General features: G+C 61.3%; 20 protein-coding genes. 13 read left to right on the top strand and 7 right to left on the bottom strand.

Features of this window, described 5'->3' with window-relative positions:
* Nucleotides 1-11 precede the first annotated feature (11 nt).
* The 4 genes from CO666_RS18410 to CO666_RS18395 form a co-directional block, all read right to left on the bottom strand.
* Entirely contained in the window at nt 12-893 is an 882-nt protein-coding gene (locus tag CO666_RS18410; protein WP_097613639.1) for an ABC transporter permease, read from the bottom strand.
* Nucleotides 894-905: 12 nt separating this feature from the next.
* Nucleotides 906-1,724 carry an ABC transporter ATP-binding protein gene (locus CO666_RS18405; RefSeq protein ID WP_097613688.1) on the bottom strand — a complete coding sequence of 273 codons (819 nt, stop codon included), beginning with the start codon at nt 1,722-1,724 and terminating at the stop codon, nt 906-908.
* A gap of 93 nt (nt 1,725-1,817) precedes the next feature.
* Nucleotides 1,818-2,831 carry an ABC transporter substrate-binding protein gene (locus CO666_RS18400; RefSeq protein WP_097613638.1) on the bottom strand — a complete coding sequence of 338 codons (1,014 nt, stop codon included), beginning with the start codon at nt 2,829-2,831 and terminating at the stop codon, nt 1,818-1,820.
* Nucleotides 2,832-3,073: 242 nt separating this feature from the next.
* Entirely contained in the window at nt 3,074-3,802 is a 729-nt protein-coding gene (locus CO666_RS18395) for a FadR/GntR family transcriptional regulator (protein ID WP_097613637.1), read from the bottom strand.
* Between the two features lie 215 nt (nt 3,803-4,017).
* Here CO666_RS18395 and CO666_RS34900 point away from each other — a divergent pair, with 215 nt between their 5' ends.
* Entirely contained in the window at nt 4,018-4,143 is a 126-nt protein-coding gene (locus CO666_RS34900) for a hypothetical protein (protein ID WP_280951808.1), read from the top strand.
* Between the two features lie 68 nt (nt 4,144-4,211).
* Here CO666_RS34900 and CO666_RS18385 read toward each other — a convergent pair whose 3' ends face one another.
* Complete coding sequence (locus CO666_RS18385; protein WP_097613635.1) at nt 4,212-5,219, bottom strand: LacI family DNA-binding transcriptional regulator; 1,008 nt, start codon at nt 5,217-5,219, stop codon at nt 4,212-4,214.
* 207 nt (nt 5,220-5,426) lie between these two features.
* Here CO666_RS18385 and CO666_RS18380 point away from each other — a divergent pair, with 207 nt between their 5' ends.
* From CO666_RS18380 to CO666_RS18355, 6 genes are all read left to right on the top strand, one after another.
* The gene (locus CO666_RS18380) at nt 5,427-6,746 is read left to right on the top strand and encodes an alpha-L-fucosidase (RefSeq protein WP_097613634.1); all 1,320 of its coding nucleotides are present in this window, start codon (nt 5,427-5,429) and stop codon (nt 6,744-6,746) included.
* Nucleotides 6,747-6,793: 47 nt separating this feature from the next.
* Nucleotides 6,794-8,014, top strand: coding sequence for an ABC transporter substrate-binding protein (locus tag CO666_RS18375; RefSeq protein WP_097613633.1), 1,221 nt, complete (start codon nt 6,794-6,796; stop codon nt 8,012-8,014).
* Between the two features lie 61 nt (nt 8,015-8,075).
* Nucleotides 8,076-9,050, top strand: coding sequence for a carbohydrate ABC transporter permease (locus tag CO666_RS18370; RefSeq protein ID WP_179869712.1), 975 nt, complete (start codon nt 8,076-8,078; stop codon nt 9,048-9,050).
* Nucleotides 9,040-9,924: a carbohydrate ABC transporter permease gene (locus tag CO666_RS18365; protein WP_097613632.1), complete on the top strand. Its 885-nt coding sequence runs from the start codon at nt 9,040-9,042 to the stop codon at nt 9,922-9,924. Before CO666_RS18370 ends, CO666_RS18365 begins: the two co-directional genes overlap by 11 nt.
* A gap of 93 nt (nt 9,925-10,017) precedes the next feature.
* On the top strand, nt 10,018-10,947 hold the full coding sequence (locus CO666_RS18360; protein ID WP_097613631.1) for a substrate-binding domain-containing protein: 930 nt from the start codon (nt 10,018-10,020) through the stop codon (nt 10,945-10,947).
* 16 nt (nt 10,948-10,963) lie between these two features.
* The gene (locus tag CO666_RS18355) at nt 10,964-13,108 is read left to right on the top strand and encodes a methyl-accepting chemotaxis protein (protein ID WP_097613686.1); all 2,145 of its coding nucleotides are present in this window, start codon (nt 10,964-10,966) and stop codon (nt 13,106-13,108) included.
* A gap of 133 nt (nt 13,109-13,241) precedes the next feature.
* Here the strand turns inward: CO666_RS18355 and CO666_RS18350 are convergent, their stop codons facing one another.
* Complete coding sequence (locus CO666_RS18350; RefSeq protein ID WP_097613630.1) at nt 13,242-13,610, bottom strand: antibiotic biosynthesis monooxygenase family protein; 369 nt, start codon at nt 13,608-13,610, stop codon at nt 13,242-13,244.
* Between the two features lie 97 nt (nt 13,611-13,707).
* On the opposite strand from CO666_RS18350, the gene CO666_RS18345 reads away from it, so the two are divergent.
* Nucleotides 13,708-14,184 carry a MarR family winged helix-turn-helix transcriptional regulator gene (locus CO666_RS18345; RefSeq protein WP_097613629.1) on the top strand — a complete coding sequence of 159 codons (477 nt, stop codon included), beginning with the start codon at nt 13,708-13,710 and terminating at the stop codon, nt 14,182-14,184.
* Between the two features lie 36 nt (nt 14,185-14,220).
* On the opposite strand, the gene CO666_RS18340 is transcribed toward CO666_RS18345, so the two are convergent.
* Nucleotides 14,221-15,477, bottom strand: coding sequence for a DUF3422 domain-containing protein (locus CO666_RS18340; RefSeq protein WP_097613628.1), 1,257 nt, complete (start codon nt 15,475-15,477; stop codon nt 14,221-14,223).
* Nucleotides 15,478-15,695: 218 nt separating this feature from the next.
* Here CO666_RS18340 and blh point away from each other — a divergent pair, with 218 nt between their 5' ends.
* The 5 genes from blh to CO666_RS18315 are packed head-to-tail and all read left to right on the top strand — an operon-like array spanning nt 15,696 to nt 18,946.
* Nucleotides 15,696-16,994, top strand: coding sequence for a bifunctional sulfur transferase/dioxygenase Blh (gene blh, locus CO666_RS18335; RefSeq protein ID WP_097613685.1), 1,299 nt, complete (start codon nt 15,696-15,698; stop codon nt 16,992-16,994).
* Entirely contained in the window at nt 16,985-17,332 is a 348-nt protein-coding gene (bigR, locus tag CO666_RS18330; protein ID WP_097613627.1) for a sulfite-sensing transcriptional repressor BigR, read from the top strand. Before blh ends, bigR begins: the two co-directional genes overlap by 10 nt.
* Complete coding sequence (locus CO666_RS18325) at nt 17,329-17,739, top strand: YeeE/YedE family protein (RefSeq protein ID WP_097613626.1); 411 nt, start codon at nt 17,329-17,331, stop codon at nt 17,737-17,739. Before bigR ends, CO666_RS18325 begins: the two co-directional genes overlap by 4 nt.
* Entirely contained in the window at nt 17,736-18,167 is a 432-nt protein-coding gene (locus CO666_RS18320; protein ID WP_097613625.1) for a YeeE/YedE family protein, read from the top strand. Before CO666_RS18325 ends, CO666_RS18320 begins: the two co-directional genes overlap by 4 nt.
* On the top strand, nt 18,149-18,946 hold the full coding sequence (locus CO666_RS18315) for a sulfite exporter TauE/SafE family protein (protein ID WP_097613624.1): 798 nt from the start codon (nt 18,149-18,151) through the stop codon (nt 18,944-18,946). Before CO666_RS18320 ends, CO666_RS18315 begins: the two co-directional genes overlap by 19 nt.
* Nucleotides 18,947-19,050: the final 104 nt, after the last annotated feature.

The following is a 19,050-nucleotide window of genomic DNA, read 5'->3' as shown; positions in this document are numbered from 1 at the left end:
GGCCGATTTGATCACTGCGTATCGAGGTGCTGCTGCGGACGCCACTTGGCCAGACGGTTCTCGATCAATGTCATGATGTATTCGGCAACAAGCGTGACGACCATGACGAGGAGGATGGCCGCGAACATGCCGGCCGCGTCGAACGTGCCCTTGGCGATCGAGATCAACTGGCCGATGCCGAAGCGGGCGCCGACGAATTCGCCGACGATGGCGCCGATGATCGCAAAGCCGAAGGAGACGTGCAGGCTGGCGAAGATCCAGCTCATCGCCGAAGGAATGACCACGGTGCGGGTCACCTGCCAGTCGGAAGCGCCAAGGATGCGGGCATTGGCGATCATGTTGCGGTCGGCTTCGCGCACGCCCTGGAAGGCGTTGGCGAAGACGACGAAAAACACCATGATGAAGGCGAGCGCGACCTTGGACGGCAGGCCGAGACCCATGATCATGATGAAGATCGGGGCAAGAACCACACGCGGGATCGAGTTGATCGCCTTGATGTAGACGGAGAAAATATCCGACAGGAAGCGGTTGCGGCCGAGGCCGATGCCGACGAAGACGCCGGTGATCGAGCCTGCGAAGAAGCCGATCAGAGCCTCTTCCATCGTCACCCAGAGATTATACCAGAGCGACCCTTCGGTGGTGCCTTCGGTCGCCCATTCGTAGAGCCGCGCAAGGACGCCGCTCGGGCTCGAATAGAAGAACGGGTCGATCCAGTTCATGTTGGAGGAAAGCTCCCACATGCCGATCACGAAGACCAGGATGGCGATCTGCCAGAAGCGCACCAATGTGTTGCGCCGGCGTATCGCCTTCATTGCGGAGGCTTCGATCTCAGCATCCGACGTGCCCGGACGAAACAGCGTGGCCGAACCGGCCTCGAACGTGGTGTTTGCCATGATATCCTCCCGTCAGGCCGCTTCGCTTGCGCGGCGGTAGCTGGTTTCGACCTCTTCGCGCAGGTCCTCCCAGATCGTCTTGCAGTAATCGATGAAGCTCTGCTCGTAGCGGATCTCCGACACCACGCGCGGACGGGGAAGATCGATCGGGTAGACCGACTTGACCGTGGCTGGGCCGGCAGTGAGCACATAGACCTTGTCGGCAAGTGCCACGGCCTCTTCGAGATCGTGGGTGACGAACACCACCGAGGCCTTGCGTTCGGCCCAGAGCTTCAGCAGCTCCTCGTGCATGACCGTGCGGGTCTGCACGTCGAGCGCCGAGAAGGGCTCGTCCATCAGCAGGATTTCGGGTTCGTTGATGAAGGTCTGCGCCAGCGAGACGCGCTTGCGCATGCCGCCGGAGAGTTGATGGGGATAATGATGCACAAACTTCGACAGGCCGACGCGCGCCAGCCAGTCGCGGGCGCTCTTTTCCGCTTCAGTGCGCGACTTGCCGCGGAACAGCGGCCCGGCCATGACGTTTTCGATGACGTTCTTCCAGGGAAAGAGCGCATCGGTCTGGAAGGCGAAGCCGACACGCGGGTCGATGCCGGTGATCTGCCCGCCCATCAGGCGGACTTCGCCGGCGCTCGGACGTGCGAGGCCCGTCACGAGATTGAGCGTCGTCGACTTGCCGCACCCTGTCGGGCCGACGACGGCGACGAATTCGCCGCGGGCGACCGTCATGTTGAAATCGCGCAGCGCCGTCAGGGACTTGCCGGTCGGCGAGACGAAGCGCCGGCTGACATTGATCAGCTCGATCGCCGGGATCTGTTTGTTGTCCTGTTGCATGGTGATACCCGAGGCGTGCTTGAGGGCGCGCACGCAAAGCCCATGATCGAACGGACGCCGCTCCCGGCTGAGGCAGGAAGCGGCGCGACTGATTTACTTGACGTTCTTGACGAACTCAGTCGTGTAAGTCTTGGAAAGGTCGATCTGCTTGCCCTTGACGTTCTTGGAGAACTCCGAGAGCACGGCAAGCACGGTCTTCGGGCCATCTTCCGGCATCACGCCGTCGGGCGTGAACATGCCCTTGCCCTCATCGAGAGCCTTGATGTAGCCGTCCTTGTCGCCGACGTAGAAGTCCTTCGGCATCTTGTCGGCGATCTCGGCGGCGGAATGCGTATTGATGTACTTCAGCGTCTTGACGAAGGCGTTGGCAAGCTTCTGCGCCTCTTCCTTATGCGCGTCGACCCAGGAGGTTTCCATGTAGAGCGAGGCGGCGGGATAGGTTCCGCCGAGCGCCTTGCGGGTCGAATCGACCGTGCGCATGTCGACGAGAACGCTGGCTTCGCCCGTCTTGATCAGGCGCGAGATCGTCGGCTCCGTCGTCATGCCGGCCTGGATCTGATCCTGCTGCATGGCGGCGATGAAGGTGCCACCGGCGCCGACCGGGATGGTGACGACGTCGCCCGGCTGCAGGCCGGCCTTCGAGGCCATGAACAGCGTCAGGAAGTTTGTGGACGAGCCGAGGCCGGTGACGCCGAGGTTCTTGCCCTTGAAGTCGGCCGGCGACTTGATTTCGGGATGCTTGCTCGAGACCATCTCGACTTCGCCCGGCGCCTGGCTGAACTGAACGACGGATTCGACGAACTTGCCCTTGGCCTGGAGGTCCACACAGTGGTCATAGAAGCCGACGACGCCCTGGACGGCGCCTGCCAGAAGCTGGTTTTCGGCATCGACGCCGGCCGCTTCGTTCAGGAGTTCGACATCGAGGCCCTCGTCCTTGAAGTAACCGAGGGATTCGGCGAGCTTGGCGGGCAGATAAATCTGCTTCTCATAGCCGCCGACCATGATGGTGATCTTGTCGGCCGCATGGGCGGCGCCTGACGTGAATGTGGCTGCGGCGAGAAGCGCGGAAAAAGCGACGGTGTGAAAAAGGCTGCGTGAAGAACGCATTGATATCTCCTCCTGATGGTTTGCCTGCATCGTCGTCTCGTCACCTCAACCCGTGTCTCCTCCACGATGCTGCCCTTTCCTAAGACGCCGAAGCTTTCAACTAGCTTTCAGCCGCAAACGGGCTGCGCACCGGTCCCTTACAATAAACACGGCTGCGCGATGGGCCAGCAGATTTGCCTGCAGCGGCCGGGATCGGGGTGGGGTCGGTGATGTCCGAGAAGCTGCAGCGCTTTGCGTCGGCCTCAGCTTGTAAAGCTTCGCAGATCCTTCAGGAGGTTGCGATACCGGGCCTGGCTGCCCACCAGATGCTCGCGCATGGCGTTGCGGGCCGCCTGGTCGTCCCTGTCGGAGATCGCGACGATGATCGCTTCATGCTCCCGGTGAATGAGCTTGCGATAGGCGGTCTGTTCGGCCGTTCGCGTTTCCGGGACGACCCTCGACTGCGGGATGATCGCCGAGCCTTGAGATTCCAGGAAGTGCTTGAACAGCGGATTGTTCGTCGCCTCGGCGATTGCGACATGGAGATCGAGATCGGCTTCGCGGATGGATTGATCGGCTTCGATGCACTGGAGGATTTTCCGGTGGCATTCGAAAATCGCTTCCTCCTGCGCCGGCGAACGGCGGAGCGCGGCGAGCCCCGCCGCCTCGATTTCGACGGGTGTGCGGATTTCCAGCACTTCCAGATCGGAAGCGACGCGGGCCTTGTCGACTTTCCGGCCCGACAGCGCCGGATCGGGGCTGATCACGAAAATACCCGCGCCCTGGCGCACTTCGACCAGCCCGTCGGAACGAAGCGCGGCCACGGCTTCGCGCACCACGGTTCGGCTGACGCTGTGCGTTTCGGTCAGCTCATGCTCGCTCGGAAGCTTGTCGCCGGCGGCATACTGGCCGCTCAAGATCGCTTGCCGGAGGCTTTCGCCGACCTGTGAGACCAGCGACCCCGAACCTCTGCTGCGATCCTTCCCTTGCATAGCCACGCCTCGACCCCCGCATCGGCTTTGATCCGGACGCCGTTCGATTCTGCGGCGTGCCGAAATTTACGACTCATCACACATGTATGACAAATCTCGCAGCCTTTCAATGGATGAGCGGCTGCAGGTGCTCGCCAGCTTTGCTGATAAGGCGGCGTTGTTGCATAGGAGCTGAGTTATTCGCTATCATTGGGATGGTCGATAAGAGAGCTTCGATGGAAACCAGAATCCCGACTGCCCATGTTCCGCGGCTGCTTGCGCAGGAGAAGCAGCGGATTTTAACTCTCGAAGCACTGGCCGACGTGGATGAGGCCAAGACTATCGATCATGGGTTGATCTAAGCTTGGGCTGATAGCCTCGATGACGATGCGCCTCATTTCCTGCCCAGTGATGAAGTTTAGGCACGCCCTCACAGCCGCCTGGTTGACTCCCCGCGCACGAATCTCGGCGTCAGGATGAAATCCTGCGGCGGCTCCGCGGCCACCTCGGGGTTTGCGATTCTTGCCAGCAGGCGCTGTGCGGCCAGTTCGCCGAGCTTCTGGGCATCCTGCACGACCATGGTGATGCGTGGCGTGATGACGTTGCTCCAGGGTACGTCGTCGACCATTGCCAGCGACACGTCGTCGGGACAGCGGAAGCCCATTTCCTGCATCACCTGCAGGGTTGCCAGCCCCGTCATGTTGTTGGCGCCGATGATGGCGGTCGGGCGGTCGCGGCGGGTGAGCAGGCGCATCGCCTGCGCATGGCCGCCGGTCCTGGTATAGCCGCCCTCGACAACCAGCGAGGGGTCGACGCCGACGCCGGCGCCGGCCATCGTGTCCATGAAGCCTCTCAGGCGCTCGTCGGCGGTGTGCAGGCCGCTTGGACCGGAGATGAAGGCGATGCGCCGGTGGCCGAGCTGCAGCAGGTGCTCGGTCAGGATGGTCGTCGTCAGCGGATTGTCGGAGCCGACGAAATCGCGCTCGGCGCCCTCCACCTTCTGGTCGAACATGACGATCGGCGTCTTGAACTCGCGCAGGAAGGCTGCGTATTCCTCGCCGCGCCCGTTTGCCGCCAGCGCAATGCCTGCGATCTTCTGCGCCTGCAGCCGCTCCAGCAGCGCCCGCTCGAGATCGGCCCGGCCGGAGGAGTCGGCGATCAGCACGAAGTAGCCGTGGTCGAGTGCCTGATGCTCGATCTCGCGGCGGATGTCGCCGAAGAACATGTTGCCGAGATTGGCCGAGACGAAACCGATCAGCGAACTGCGACCGCGCGCCAACGTCTGGGCCACCGGATCGATACGATAGCCGGTCGATTGTATCGCCTGCTGGATGCGGTCGAGCGTCTCGGCGCCGACTCGCTTCGGGCTGTTGAGCGCGAGCGAGACGGTCGAGATCGAAACCCCTGCCAGGCGCGCGACGTCGCGTATGGTCGTCATATTTATCGAACCGGTTCTAAAGCCTTCTTTTGTCAGATTTTATTCGTCTGCGCAATATATCCTGCTTGATTGGTCAGTTGTCTGGCATATCTCTCGCAGTTCTGCCATTCGCGAATTTCGGCTTGACAGATACAGGATCAAAGAAGATGTTCAGTCACCGAACCGGTTCGATATGATGTGGAACCGGAAAACAGGGAGGAGAAACCTGTGACGGGTTCGGAACGCCTGCTGGAAAATCCGGCATCGGGAGCGGGCAAGCACGCCTGGTTCAGCCATGATCGCCTCGGCATGTTCATCCACTGGGGCCTTTATGCGCTTGGAGCGCGGCACGAGTGGTTGAAGAACCGCGAAGAGCTGGGCGACGATCACTATCAGCGTTATTTCGACAATTTCGATCCCGATCTCTACGATCCCAGGGAATGGGCGCGCCGCGCACGTCTTGCCGGCATGAAATATGTCGTGGTGACGACCAAGCATCACGAGGGCTTCTGCCTCTGGGACAGCAAGGTGACCGACTACAAGGCGCCGAACACGCCCTGCGGCAGGGATCTGCTGACGCCGTTCGTCGAAGCCTTCCGCGCCGAAGGGCTGAAAGTCGGCTTTTACTATTCGCTGCTCGACTGGCATCACCCGGATTTTCCGATCGACGTCCATCACCCGCTGCGCAACCATCCGCAAGCCGAGGCGCTGAATGCCGGCCGCAACGTCGCCAATTACGCCGCCTATATGCGCGAACAGGTGCGTGAGCTCCTGACCGGCTTCGGCCGCATCGACATCATCTGGTTCGATTTCAGCTATCCCGGCCGCGAATATCGCGGTCTGCCCGGCAAGGGGCGTGCCGACTGGGAGAGTGAGAAGCTGCTGGAGCTGGTGCGTGATCTGCAGCCCGAAATCATCGTCAACAACCGTCTTGATCTGCCGCCGGGCAAGCTGCCCGACATAACGACGCCGGAGCAATATACGCCGCGCGTGGCGCCTGCGATTGCGAGCCAAGGGGTGCTCTGGGAAGCCTGCCACACCTTCAGCGGCTCCTGGGGCTATCACCGCGACGAGGATAGCTGGAAGAGCCCGGAACAGATCATCCAGCTCTTGATCGATTCCGTCGCACTCGGCGGCAATCTGTTGATGAATGTCGGCCCGACCGGTCGCGGCACCTTCGATGCCCGCGCCATCGAGGCGCTCGAGGTCTATCAGAAATGGATTGAGGTCAACGGGCGCTCCATCTATGGCGCCGGCCCGTCCGAGCTTCCGGTGCCGGCCGGCTGCCGCTACACCCAGCGCGGCAACCGCCTCTATCTGCATGTCTATAACTGGCCTTACCGCCACATCCATATCGAGGGCCTCGCCGACAGGATCGCCTATGCGCAGTTCCTGCATGACGCGAGCGAAGTGCGTTGGCTCAGCCACACGAGGGATGTGGATTCCAATATCGGCGTGATGGTGCCGGAAGGCATGATCACGCTCGAACTGCCGGTCCGGCGACCTGACGTCACCGTCCCGGTGATCGAGATCGTCCTCAAGGCGTAGTCGATCGCACGCGCGTGTTCATTGCGTCATGGAGGGAGGAGAAACCCATGAAGGTTCTGAAGAAAACGCTTTTGCTCGCCGCGATCGGCGGCAGCCTCTTTGCCACAGCCGCATCGGCCGAGCAGGTCAACCTGACCTGGCAGATGTGGACCGGTTCCGATGCCGACACCAAGGGCTGGCAACACCTGGCCGACATGGTGACCGCCAAGTACCCCGATATCAAGGTGACGCTGACGACGACCGGCTGGGTGGACTATTGGACGCGGCTGCCGGTGCTGGCGGCATCAGGACAGCTCGCCGACATCGTGTCCATGCAGTCGCTGCGCATGCCGAATTTCTATTCGCTGCTCGAGCCTCTGAATGATCGGATCGCGGCCGATAAATTCGACGTCGGCGCCTTCACCCCCTCGATCATCGGCGGCATGTCCATCGACAAGCAACTGTACGGCCTGCCCTATGACGTCGGTCCGTGGGTCGTCTATTATAACCAGGATGTCTTCGAAGCCGCCGGCATTGCCTTGCCGAAGCCGGGCTGGACGCTGGCCGAGTTCACCGATGCCGCCAAGAAGCTGACGAAGGACGGCAAATACGGCTTCGGCATCACCCCGCAAAACTATTCGGTCCTGGCATCGGCCTGGGGCGATAAATATGTCAACGATGCACGAGAACTCGACCTGACCAATCCAGGCGCCATTGCCGCTGCCGAGACGGTGATCGGCTTTGCCGCCAAGGATAAGATCGCACCGCTGGTGCCGTCGAGTGCCGATGCCGGCACGGTCATCCAAGGCCGGTTCTACTCGGGCAACGTCGCCATGTATGTCGACGGTCCATGGTCGATCATCGGCATGAAGGACAAGGTCAAGTTCAAGGTCGGTTCCACCACCCTGCCGCGCGGAGAAGGAGAGCTTACGGCCGTCACGGCCGGCTCCGGTTTCGGCATTGCCACGACGAGCAAGAACAAGGACGCGGCCTGGAAGGCGATCCAGGTGCTGACCAGCCCGGAGGCCTTGCAGTATCTCGCCGAACAGGGGCGTGCGCTTCCGGCGCGCACGGCCTCGCAATCCTCCTGGTACAAGGTGGCGGCCAAGGACATTACCAACGGCGGCGAGGCCATCGACTATTCCCTGGCGCATTCGGTGCCCTACGTGATCACCAATAACTGGGCGGCGGTGGAAAACCTCTTCAACCAGTATTTTCCGCCGGCCTTCGCCGGCAGCGCCGACGCCAAGCAGACGATGGACGCCATCCAGAGCCTCGCGCAGCAATAGGGCGCCATCGCTTCGAATCTGCGCATGATCCCTCGGAAAATCCACTGCGATTTCGGGGATCATGCGCCAGCTCTCGCCGCGGCGGAACCTGCCGGGAATGGAGGAAGACATGTCGGAAAGCGCCGTCGCCGAACTTTCCTTGCAGCCCGTTCAGCGACGGCGCTTCCTGAAGCCTGAGACGCAGACGGCGATGGTGTTCTTGCTGCCGAGTTTCCTCGGCTTCATGATCTTCATGGCTCTGCCGATCGTGGCGTCGCTCGCGCTCTCCTTCACCAACTGGCAGCTGATCTCGACGCCGTCCTTCGTCGGTTTTCAGAATTATATCAAACTCTTCACCGTTGATCCCTCATTCTCCACCATATTGGGAAACACGCTGTTCTTCGCCGTCGAATATCTGGCCGTGAACATCATCGTCTCGCTGACGCTCGCGGTGTGGATATCGAGCCTCAAGCACGGCAAGGCGATCTTCAGGGTGATCTTCTTCCTGCCGACCTTCACGCCGACCATTGCGGCTTCCGTGGTATGGCTGCTGATCTTCACGCCGGACGGCCTCGCCGACAGCGTCATCCGTTCGCTCGGCCTCGGCCTGCCGAATTTCTTGCTGAGTTCGAGCTGGGCGATGCAGGCGGTCGTGATCGTCACGCTCTGGGCCAATGTCGGCTACAACGTGGTGATGTTCAACGCCGCGCTCGATCTGGTGCCGAAGCATTATCTCGAAGCGGCGATGATCGACGGCGCTGGTCCCTGGCGGCGCTTCTGGCGCATCCGCCTGCCACTGATTTCGCCGACGGTCTTCTTCGCCACCGTGATGACGGCCATCACCTCGCTGCAGGTCTTCGACGAGATCTTTGCGATGACGCGCGGCGGTCCCGGCTCGGCGACGGCGACCCTCGGCTTCGCCATCTATCAGAAGGGCTTCACCAATTTTCAGATGGGTTATGCCTCGGCGCTCGCCTGGGTGATGTTCGTCATGATCATGGCGCTCACTATCCTGCAGTTCCGCATGCAGCGCAAATGGGTGCATTATGACGAATAGCCCGGCCTCACGGCATCCGCATTCCATCTCGGCGAACCGGAATCGCCTGTTGCGGCGCATCGGCACCGTCGCCAGCTATGCCGGGCTTTCGCTGGTCGCACTGCTCTTCCTCTTTCCCTTCTTCTGGATGGTATCGAATGCGGTGCGCTCCAATGCAGAGGTGATGGCCGTGCCGGTCCGCATCTTCCCCGAGGAGTACCAGTGGGGCAATTTCGTCGAAGCCCTGGTCTCGCTGCCCTTCGGCATCTTCCTGTTGAATTCCCTCGTCGTCGCCTGCGGCGTGACCGCAATCGTCATCGTGGTATCCTGCCTTTCCGCCTATGCTTTCGCCCGGCTGCGGTTTCCGGGGCAGGAAGGGCTGCTGCTCACCTATCTCAGCACGCTGATGATCCCGCAGGTGATGCTGGTCATCCCCCTCTTCCTCGTCGTCAGCAAACTCGGTTGGATCAACACCTATCACGGCATGATCCTGCCGGTCGCCTTTTCGTCCTTCGGCACTTTCCTGCTGCGCCAGTTCATCCTCGGCATCCCTAAGGATCTCGACGAGGCGGCGATGATGGACGGGGCTTCGCGCCTGCGCATCCTGGTGACGGTGATCGTTCCGCTCGCCATGCCGGCGATCGGCCTGCTCGCGCTCTTCACCTTCATCGCGCAATGGAAGAGCTTCCTCTGGCCGCTGATCGCCACCAGCGGCGTCGAAAAAGCCACGTTGCCGCTCGGGCTCACCTTGTTCCAGACACAACAGGGCACTGCGTGGAACTACATCATGGCGGGTGCGACGATTTCCATGGTGCCCGGCGTCATCCTGGCCATCGTGCTGCAGAGGGTGATCTACAGGGGCATCACCGTCAGTTCCGGCTTCGGTGGTCGTTAATTCCTCGCGCTTAACTTTTGCTTCCGGCCGAAAAGCAAAATTTAACCAAGATTTGAAATAACGCGTTCATATCCGAATTGCGCAGGGGAATTCATGAAAACGGCCACGCTTGCATCCATCGCTCTGGCGATATCGGTCTCTGTTGCCAATGCGCAGACGATCGGGGTTTCGATGACCAATCTCGACAAGTTTAGAGAGATGCTTGTGAACGGCGTCGTCTCGCACGGGAAGACGATATCAGGCCTCAAGCTCGTCACCCAGAATGCCAATGGCGACAATGAGCTGCAGAAGAAGCAGGTTCAGCAGTTCGTCGCCGACAAGGTCGATGCCATTATCATGATGCTGTCTGATGGCGATCTCGGGCCGCAAATGACCAAGATCGCAGCGGATGCCGGCATTCCGCTTGTTTACATCAACACGACGCCCTCCAATCTTCTGGACTTGCCGGACAATCAGGTCGTTGTCGCCTCCGATGAGAAAGACTCCGGTACGCTTGAGACGAAGCAAGTGTGCTCTCTCCTCAAGGGCAAGGGCCGTGTCGTCGTGCTGATGGGGGAGGTCTTCCATGTGGCTGCCCGCACCCGCACCCAGGACATATCAGATGTCATCGCGACGCCGGAATGCAAAGGCCTTGAGATCGTCGAGCAGCAAGCGGCCTATTGGTCGCGCGATTATGCAGATCAGCAGATGCAGGAATGGCTGGCGGCCGGTGTCAAGTTCGATGCTGTTATCGCCAACAATGACGAGATGGCGCTCGGTGCGATCCGCGCCATGAAGAAAGCCAATATCCCGATGAAGGACGTCGTCGTCGGCGGCGTCGACGCGACCGACGATGCGCTTGCGGCAATGGTAGCGGGCGATCTCGATGTCACCGTTCTCCAGAGCGCCGTCGGGCAGGGCGCAGCTGCGGTCGATGCCGCCATGAAGCTCATCAAAAAGGAGAAGGTGCCGCGCGAAAACAACGTTCCCTTCGAACTCGTCACACCTGAGAACATTGCCCAATACCTGCCGAAGAGCCAGTGAGCATAAGAGGCCTATGATGTTGCATTTCTGGAATAAATTCGGCATTCGCGCGCAGATCACCTCGGGCTTCGTGCCGCTGATCCTGCTGATGAGCCTTCTCACCGTCAGCGCGATCTCCGGCATGAACGGGCTCGCCGCCATCTTCGCCTCCTATCGCGCCACTGCCGGCCAGAGCCTTGCCATCTCGGATTACAGCGACCAGCTGCATGAGATCCAGATGTCGGCCGAGGCCTTCCGCTCCACGCCGTCGCAGGCCGTCGTCGACAGTTTCCGTGCCGGCGTCAAAGCCTTCGAAGCCGACGATCCGCGTTTTGCCGACAACAAGGACCTGCAGGCTGGTCTTGCCGCGATCCGTCAGGATATTGCCGCCTATGGCAAGGCCTTCGAACAGATCGTCATCCTTCAAGCCCGGCGAGACCTGCTGATCTCCAAGGTCACCGAATTCGGCCCCTGGACCAGCATCGCGCTCAATGACGTCATGCGCAGCGCCTGGCGCCAGAACGACGTGGCCCTGCTGCACATGACGGCGGAAACGCTGGAAGCCCTGAACCGCAGCCTCTATTTCTCCGAGCGCTTCGTCCATTCCGACGATTTTGCCGCCTATGACACGGCGCAGGCAGCGCTCGGCGAAGCGGTGGCGCTCAACGATGCCGCCGCCAAGGCCGCCAAGAACGAGCTGCAGAAGAAACGCCTCATGGGTGCCGGTCAACTCATGCAGAACTACACGGCCCGTCTCGGCGACATGAAGGAAGTGCTGCAGGCATCCGGCAATATCCGCCAGACGCAGCTCAACGTGCTGGCGCCGAAAATATCGGGCGAGTTCAAGGATCTGCAGGCGACCGTCACCGGCGCGCAGAAGAACCTCGACGGTTCTGTGGAAGCAACCGTTGCCTCCGCGACCAGCGCCACGCTCGTCATCAGCGGCCTGCTGATCGTCATCGGGCTCGTGCTCTCCTATTTCGTCGGCCGGCTGATTTCCTCCGCCGTTCGCGGCATGGCTCAGTCCATGGAGCGGCTTGCCCGCGGCGACGACGCGATCGTGATCACGGGCGTCGAGCACCGGCACGAGCTCGGCGCCATGGCCCGTTCGCTGAAGGTCTTCCAGGAGACCGGACGCGCCAAGCTGATCGCCGAAGCCAATGCCGAACGCGCCCGTCTGGCGGCCGAAGAAGAACGGCTGCGCCAAGAGGCCGAGCGGCTCTCCGACGCACAGGTAATGGAACATGCCTTCCGCCAGATCTCCGTCGGGCTGGACGCACTCTCGAAGGGCGATCTCACCGTCCGCGTCGGCGAAGTCGATCATCGCTATGTCAGGATTCGCGATCATTTCAACAATTCGGTCGCAAGCCTTGAAGAGGCCGTCGCCTCCGTCATCCGGGCGGTCGCCACGATCCGGTCGGGCCTTTCGGAAATCTCGACGGCCTCCAACGATCTTGCCCGCCGCACCGAGCAGCAGGCGGCTTCCCTGGAGGAGACGGTTGCAGCGCTCGGCGACGTCACCCGCGGTGTCAACGGGACGGCCGAGGGCGCAAGCCGCGCCCAGGCTGTCGTGGCGACGGCCCGCACCAATGCCGAAAAGGGCGGCGAGATCGTTTCCCGCGCCATCGCGGCGATGACGGAAATCCAGAATTCGTCGTCGAAGATCGGCAACATCATCAGCGTCATCGACGAAATCGCCTTCCAGACCAACCTGCTTGCGCTGAATGCCGGTGTCGAAGCCGCGCGTGCCGGTGAAGCGGGCAAGGGCTTCGCCGTCGTCGCCCAGGAAGTCCGTGAACTCGCCCAGCGTTCGGCCAATGCGGCGCGGGAGATTAAGGAACTGATCTCCACCTCCTCGACTCAGGTTAAGACAGGCGTCGAGCTGGTCGGTGAATCCGGCGTCTCGCTCGAGCAGATCGTCGAGCACGTCACCGCCATGAACGCGACCGTCGCCGAGATCGCGGTCGCCGCCCGCGAGCAGGCGACAAGCCTGCGCGAGGTCTCGGCCGCCGGCGACCAGATGGACAAGGTGACGCAGCAGAACGCCGCAATGGTCGAAGAAACCACGGCGGCCGCCCAGAGCCTGACGCAGGAAACCGAAAGCCTTGCCGAACTGCTGAGGCGCTTCAAAACGGGCAGCGCCCGGGCATCGGACCATCGCCGTTACGCGATGGCGTCCTAATCGCCGCTGGTACGAAAGCTTGACCTTTCCCGCCGGAGCAAGCCGGCGGGAAAGGTGCGTTCATCGAAACATTAAAACTCCGGCACCGCGGGCTGACCTGAGGTCATGTCCGTGAAGCGGCCTCAACGCCAAGCTAGGCGACGCAGATGTCTGCGACCGCGACCTTCTGGAAGAGGTGCGGTGACGCGATTGCCGACGATGGATAGGCCGAGGTCTTCGCCCTGAACTCCGGATGGATAAAGGCGGCCCGGAAATGCGCATTGGATTCCCAGGCGGCGTAATTGAGGTAGGTCGGGTTTTCGCCCAATGCGCGATGCAGCTGCGTGGAGATGAAGCGGGGCTGGCGTTTCATGAAGGCGGCGTCGTCCTGCCAGACCTCAAGGAATCTCGGCTCATCCGCCTTGTCGAGAGTGAAAAGGTTTATGAGCACGACCGGGGAGGCTTCCAGCTCGATTTGCCGGTCGATCGGGAAGGCGGGGTCCAGCGGACGAAGGTGTGACATGACTTGCTCCTTTCTATATGGTTCCATGGTGTCAATTCGACATGAAGGAAACATATTAAATTGACATCATAATGTCAATTTAATTGCATGGTGACAAATGACTGAAGCCGAACGAACCGCTGCCGGATCCGCATTGACCGCTCTCGTCCTCGATCTGTTCAGGCTGAACAACCGGATGCTGACCTCAGGAGACAAGCTCGTCGCCGGTCTCGGGCTGACGAGTGCGCGCTGGCATGTACTCGGCACCGTCGCAGCTTCGGAGCGTCCGCAACCGGTCGCCTGGCTGGCGCGCGACATGGGAGCCAACCGCCAGAACGTGCAGCGCATCGTCAACGATCTGGAGAAGGAGGGGCTCGTCGCCTTTGCCGCCAATCCCCATCACCGGCGGGCGCAGCTCGTTGTGCTGACAGAAAAGGGACGAGACACCCAGAAGGCGGCGATGCGCCTCCAGGCTCCCTGGGCGAGTGGTCTTGCGGACGGCCTCGATGTTCTCGAGATCGAGACGACGCACCGCGTCATGAAGGCGCTTCTTCACAAGCTGGAAGGAAGCGAAGACGTTGGCGAAGAGGCCTGAGCTCGGCTCGCGGCAGGCTGAGTGCCCGACGCTGCGTTAGTGATTTCCGGATATCGGGCTGTGCGGGGCGCCGGCAATGCTTCTGCGAACATGGCGCACAGCGGTCCAGACGGCGAAGAGCACGAGCGGGATGGCGGCGAGCACGGCGAGTTTGGCCATATGCGGATCGACGCCGAGTTCGGCAATGCTTTCGAGACAGATCTTGGCGAGGCCGACGGTGTAATAGGTGATGGCGATGACCGAGAAGCCTTCGACCGCCTGCTGGATATGCACCTGGATGCGCGCCCTCTCTTCCATCGAGGTCAGCAGCGAAGCGTTCTGATCCTCGAGCTGAACCTGCACGGTGGTTCTCAAGAGATCGCCCGCGAGACTGACCCGTTCGGCGAGTTCATCGAGACGGCGCTCTGCTGCATGCACGGAACGGACGGCCGGCTGGAAGCGCCGTCCGATAAAGGTGCCGATCCGCTGGCGCTGCTCGACGCGCTCCTCGCGCAGCTCCGATACCCGGCTGGCGACGATCTCGGCATAGGCTTTCGTCGCCCCGAAGCGGTGGCGCGCGAGCGCAGAGAAGTTGAGGACGTCGGAGGAGAGCCTGGTCACTTCGGAAAGCAGCGCCTTGTCGACTTTGACGGCGCTTTGCATGTGCGTGATCAGGAGATCGAGGCGCCGGTCGAAAGCCGAGAGCTGAGAAATCGTCTCGCGCGCCATCGGCATCGCCAGCATCGACATCATCCTGTATGTCTCGATTTCGAGGACGCGCCGGACCATGCGGCCGGTGCGATAGGCGTTGAGGTTGCGATTGAAGAACAGAAATTCGACGAAACCGCCGTCGCTCAGGCGGAAATTCGAATGCACCTCGGCATCGCCGCCGCCGACCTTGGAGGCGACATAGTCGAGCCTGGGTTTTTCGAGCCCGTCCTTCTCGTCGCGCACCAGCACCCGGACGGCTGCGATCACCTTTCCGTCGATCCTGTCGCAGCAGGCCTGGAAAGCCTCGGGCGGATGGCTGCCGGGCGCAGACGCTGCCGGTGTGACGAAGGTGAGGGTCAGGAACTCGGTATGCGCCTCCCATTTCAGCCGGCCGTCGCCGAAGCGGCCGATGCCGTGGTTGCCTCCGAGAGTGGTCGAGACGTCCTCCAATCCCGGCAGGGAAACCGGCAGCCGAGGCGAGCCGTTGTCGCCGACGATGGCGACATGCCAGACATCGGTGTCGCCATCGAAGTAAAGCGACGGCCGCGCATGCAGCTCGTCATGCAACTCCCTGCGCAGCGGATGCTCGGAACCGATCGGCATGGAAATGCACCTCTGTATCGTAGACGGATCGACGGCTGACGTGACCGGCGTTGCCGGCGTTTTGAATTGACCACGACGCCTATAGCCTCTCCCGAGGCTCGTGTCACGACGGCTTCGCCATCGGATGTGGAGACTGTATCGGCTGCCGCTTGACTCGCAAAAATTAAAAATATATATATTATATTAGAATGTATAATGTTTTTGCCACGGAGCCAATCATGCCTGTCACCGCAATTTCGGAGAAACTCTCGGTCTCGCCGCAGCCGAGTATCGAGGACATCCGGTTGCTGAGGGATAGCGGGTTCCGGACCCTCATCAACAACAGGCCGGACCACGAAGACTCCGTCCAGCCGGGGACGCGCGCACAAGCGCAGGAGGCGAAACGCTGTGGCCTGTCCTACAGGTTCATTCCGGTCACGGCCGATACGGTCACCGAAGCGGACGTGCGTGCTTTCCAGCGGGCCGTCAATGAGGGGGAGGGGGCCGTCGTTGCGCATTGCCAGACAGGCAAACGCTCTTTGAGCCTTTACCTCATCGGTGAGGTTCTGGATGGTCGCATGTCTATCGGTGAGGTCGTCGAGTTCGGCCGCAGCCGCGGTTTCGACACAGCTTCCGTCGCAGCCTGGCTTGATAAGCATGCAGCGCGCAGGCCGCAGGTGAAGGGCTTATTCGACAAACGCACTTGGAGCGTCCAGTATGTGGTATCCGATCCGGCCACGCGCAAATGTGCCATCATCGATCCGGTTCTCGATTTCGACGAGAAGGCCGGAGCAACGGCGACCGTCAATGCCGATGCCATTCTCGACTATATCAGTGATCACGACCTCATCGTTGAATGGATTCTCGATACCCATCCGCATGCCGACCACTTCTCGGCGGCCCAGTATCTGAAGGAGAAGACCGGTGCTCGCACAGCCATCGGCGAGCGCGTCGTCGACGTCCAGAAGCTATGGAAGGGCATCTATAATTGGCCGGATTTCGCGACCGATGGTTCGCAATGGGACCGGCTGTTCGCTGATGGCGAAACCTTCAGGATCGGTTCGATCGACGCGAAGGTGCTGTTCTCGCCGGGGCATACGCTTGCCTCTGTCACTTATGTGATTGGCGATGCCGCCTTTGTGCACGACACGCTCTTCATGCCCGATAGCGGCACGGCGCGCGCCGATTTCCCCGGCGGCGATGCCCGCATTCTCTGGAGGTCGATCCAGGACATTCTGGCGCAGTCGGACGATACTCGGATCTTTACGGGCCACGATTATCAGCCCGACGGTCGCGCGCCTCGCTGGGAAAGGACGGTCGCGGATCAGAAAAAGTCCAATCCGCATCTTGCCGGCGCGACGGAAGAAGAGTTCGTGGCGCTGCGAACCAAGCGCGATAAGACGTTGCCGATGCCGAAGCTGATCCTGCATGCCTTGCAGGTGAACATACGCGGCGGGCGGCTGCCGGAACCCGAAGCCAACGGAACGCGCTATCTCAAGTTTCCGTTGAACGCGCTGCAGGGAGCCGCATGGGCATGAGTTCCGATCCGAAAGAGATGATGAAAGCGGGGCCATCTCCCGCCGAACTGTTGTCGCGTGCCGGCGAGGTCGCCGACCTGCTGAAGACATTGTCTCATGCGGCGCGCCTGATGATCGTCTGCACGCTTGCGCAGGGGGAGTATTCGGTCGGCGAGCTGGAAGAGAAGGTTGAAGTCCATCAACCGCATCTGTCGCAGCATCTGACGGTTCTGCGCGGTTCGGGCATCGTCGAAACCCGGCGGGAAGGCAAGCAGATCTTCTACCGGCTGACAGAGGAGAAGGCCGCACAACTGGTTGGCGCGCTGTACGACATTTTCTGCGCAAAGGAAGAAAAATGAGTGCGTATCTTCCGTCATTGGGCGGAGGCATGCTGATCGGCACCTCTGCGGTCATCCTTCTCCTGCTTAACGGCCGGATTGCCGGGGTCAGCGGGATCATCGGTCGCCTGATACAAGGCGCTGGTATGACGACCAACCTTGCCTTCGTCCTTGGGCTGCTTCTCGGGCCGCTACTCTACCTCATGATGTTCGGCGACTTGCCGACCGTGCAGATCACCGCCGGCTGGCCGCTGATCGTCCTTGCCGGATTGCTCGTCGGTTTCGGCTCAAGAATGGGTTCGGGCTGCACCAGCGGACACGGTGTGCTCGGGCTTGCCCGCATGTCGCTGAGATCGATGGTGGCGGTCGCCACCTTTCTGACGGCAGGCGTGGTCGCCGTCGCAGTTCTGCGAGCTCTCGGATCATGAACAGAAATCTCCGCCAATCCTCCGCAGCACTCGCGTCCGGCATCGTCTTCGGCTTCGGGTTATCCTTATCCGGCATGGTGAATCCTGTTCGCGTTCAAAGCTTCCTCGATATCTTCGGCGCCTGGGATCCAAGCCTGGCATTCGTTCTCGGCGGTGCGGCGATCGTCACTTTCATCGGCATGCAGGCCATGAAACGGATGAGGCATCCAGCCTTCGACGACAGCTTCCATGTGCCGGAGAAACGTGAGATCGATGCGCCTTTGGTCGTAGGTTCCGCCTTGTTCGGCCTGGGCTGGGGGATCGGCGGCTTCTGTCCCGGTCCGGCAGTCACTTCCCTCTCGGTCGGTCTTCCCCAGACGGTCCCCTTTGTCGTGGCGATGCTGGTCGGGATGATCTTGCATGACAGAGTATGGAACCGGCGTCCGTGAGCTATTCGAGTTTGTCGACAATCGGTTCCGGCGGGCTCGTCGGGTTCATGCTCGGTCTCCTGGGGGGAGGCGGATCCATTCTGGCCACCCCATTGCTGCTTTACGTCGTCGGCGTGGCGCAGCCGCATGTCGCCATAGGCACCGGAGCGCTCGCGGTTTCGGTGAACGCCTTTGCGAACTTTGCCAGCCATGCAATCAAGGGGCACGTGTGGTGGCGCTGTGCGGTCGTCTTCTCCTCACTCGGCATCGTCGGTGCTCTCGCTGGTTCCAGCCTCGGCAAGGCGATGGATGGAGACCATCTGATCTTCCTGTTCGGTATTCTGATGCTGGTCGTCGGCATCCTGATGTTGAAGCCTAAAAAGGCGGTGGCGGTGGAATGTCGCCCGGTCGACTTGAGGATGTGTCTTGCCACCGGCGCCGTGGCACTCGCCGCTGGCGCTACATCCGGGTTCTTTGGCATCGGCGGGGGGTTCCTGATCGTTCCCGGCCTGATGCTGGCCACGGGCATGCCGATGATCAATGCGATCGGCACTTCGCTTCTGTCTGTCGGTGTGTTCGGTCTGGCGACGGCCTTGAACTATGCCAGTTCAGGGCTGGTGGACTGGCGGCTCGCCGCGGAGTTCATCGGCGGCGGCATCATAGGAGGAACGTTCGGCATGCTCCTTGCCACCCGTCTGAGCGCGTACAAGAACGTCCTCAACCGGCTCTTCGCAGTGCTCATCTCAATGGTCGCGGGTTACATCCTGTATCGGAACGCAGGACCGTTTTTGCCGAAGTGATGGCGCCTGGAAGACCGATGGACTGCACAAGGTCTCTGCATTCGGCCACGCGCCCCTGGTGTTTCCGATGACATTCATGATGCTACCTTGGCGGAGACGTAGCG

Source organism: Rhizobium chutanense, assembly GCF_002531935.1.
Classification (GTDB): domain Bacteria; phylum Pseudomonadota; class Alphaproteobacteria; order Rhizobiales; family Rhizobiaceae; genus Rhizobium; species Rhizobium chutanense.
The sequence above is the reverse complement of the archived record's forward strand: the minus strand, read 5'-3'. Positions and strand labels throughout refer to the sequence as shown.

Bases quoted from the DNA above. Each gene is read 5' to 3' on its own strand.
- CO666_RS18410 (WP_097613639.1), bottom strand. From the start codon at position 893: ATGGCAAACACCACGTTCGAGGCCGGTTCGGCCACGCTGTTTCGTCCG.
- CO666_RS18405 (WP_097613688.1), bottom strand. From the start codon at position 1,724: ATGCAACAGGACAACAAACAGATCCCGGCGATCGAGCTGATCAATGTC.
- CO666_RS18400 (WP_097613638.1), bottom strand. From the start codon at position 2,831: ATGCGTTCTTCACGCAGCCTTTTTCACACCGTCGCTTTTTCCGCGCTT.
- CO666_RS18395 (WP_097613637.1), bottom strand. From the start codon at position 3,802: ATGCAAGGGAAGGATCGCAGCAGAGGTTCGGGGTCGCTGGTCTCACAG.
- CO666_RS34900 (WP_280951808.1), top strand. From the start codon at position 4,018: ATGGAAACCAGAATCCCGACTGCCCATGTTCCGCGGCTGCTTGCGCAG.
- CO666_RS18385 (WP_097613635.1), bottom strand. From the start codon at position 5,219: ATGACGACCATACGCGACGTCGCGCGCCTGGCAGGGGTTTCGATCTCG.
- CO666_RS18375 (WP_097613633.1), top strand. From the start codon at position 6,794: ATGAAGGTTCTGAAGAAAACGCTTTTGCTCGCCGCGATCGGCGGCAGC.
- CO666_RS18370 (WP_179869712.1), top strand. From the start codon at position 8,076: ATGCGCCAGCTCTCGCCGCGGCGGAACCTGCCGGGAATGGAGGAAGAC.
- CO666_RS18365 (WP_097613632.1), top strand. From the start codon at position 9,040: ATGACGAATAGCCCGGCCTCACGGCATCCGCATTCCATCTCGGCGAAC.
- CO666_RS18360 (WP_097613631.1), top strand. From the start codon at position 10,018: ATGAAAACGGCCACGCTTGCATCCATCGCTCTGGCGATATCGGTCTCT.
- CO666_RS18355 (WP_097613686.1), top strand. From the start codon at position 10,964: ATGTTGCATTTCTGGAATAAATTCGGCATTCGCGCGCAGATCACCTCG.
- CO666_RS18350 (WP_097613630.1), bottom strand. From the start codon at position 13,610: ATGTCACACCTTCGTCCGCTGGACCCCGCCTTCCCGATCGACCGGCAA.
- CO666_RS18345 (WP_097613629.1), top strand. From the start codon at position 13,708: ATGACTGAAGCCGAACGAACCGCTGCCGGATCCGCATTGACCGCTCTC.
- CO666_RS18340 (WP_097613628.1), bottom strand. From the start codon at position 15,477: ATGCCGATCGGTTCCGAGCATCCGCTGCGCAGGGAGTTGCATGACGAG.
- blh (WP_097613685.1), top strand. From the start codon at position 15,696: ATGCCTGTCACCGCAATTTCGGAGAAACTCTCGGTCTCGCCGCAGCCG.
- bigR (WP_097613627.1), top strand. From the start codon at position 16,985: ATGGGCATGAGTTCCGATCCGAAAGAGATGATGAAAGCGGGGCCATCT.
- CO666_RS18325 (WP_097613626.1), top strand. From the start codon at position 17,329: ATGAGTGCGTATCTTCCGTCATTGGGCGGAGGCATGCTGATCGGCACC.
- CO666_RS18320 (WP_097613625.1), top strand. From the start codon at position 17,736: ATGAACAGAAATCTCCGCCAATCCTCCGCAGCACTCGCGTCCGGCATC.
- CO666_RS18315 (WP_097613624.1), top strand. From the start codon at position 18,149: ATGGAACCGGCGTCCGTGAGCTATTCGAGTTTGTCGACAATCGGTTCC.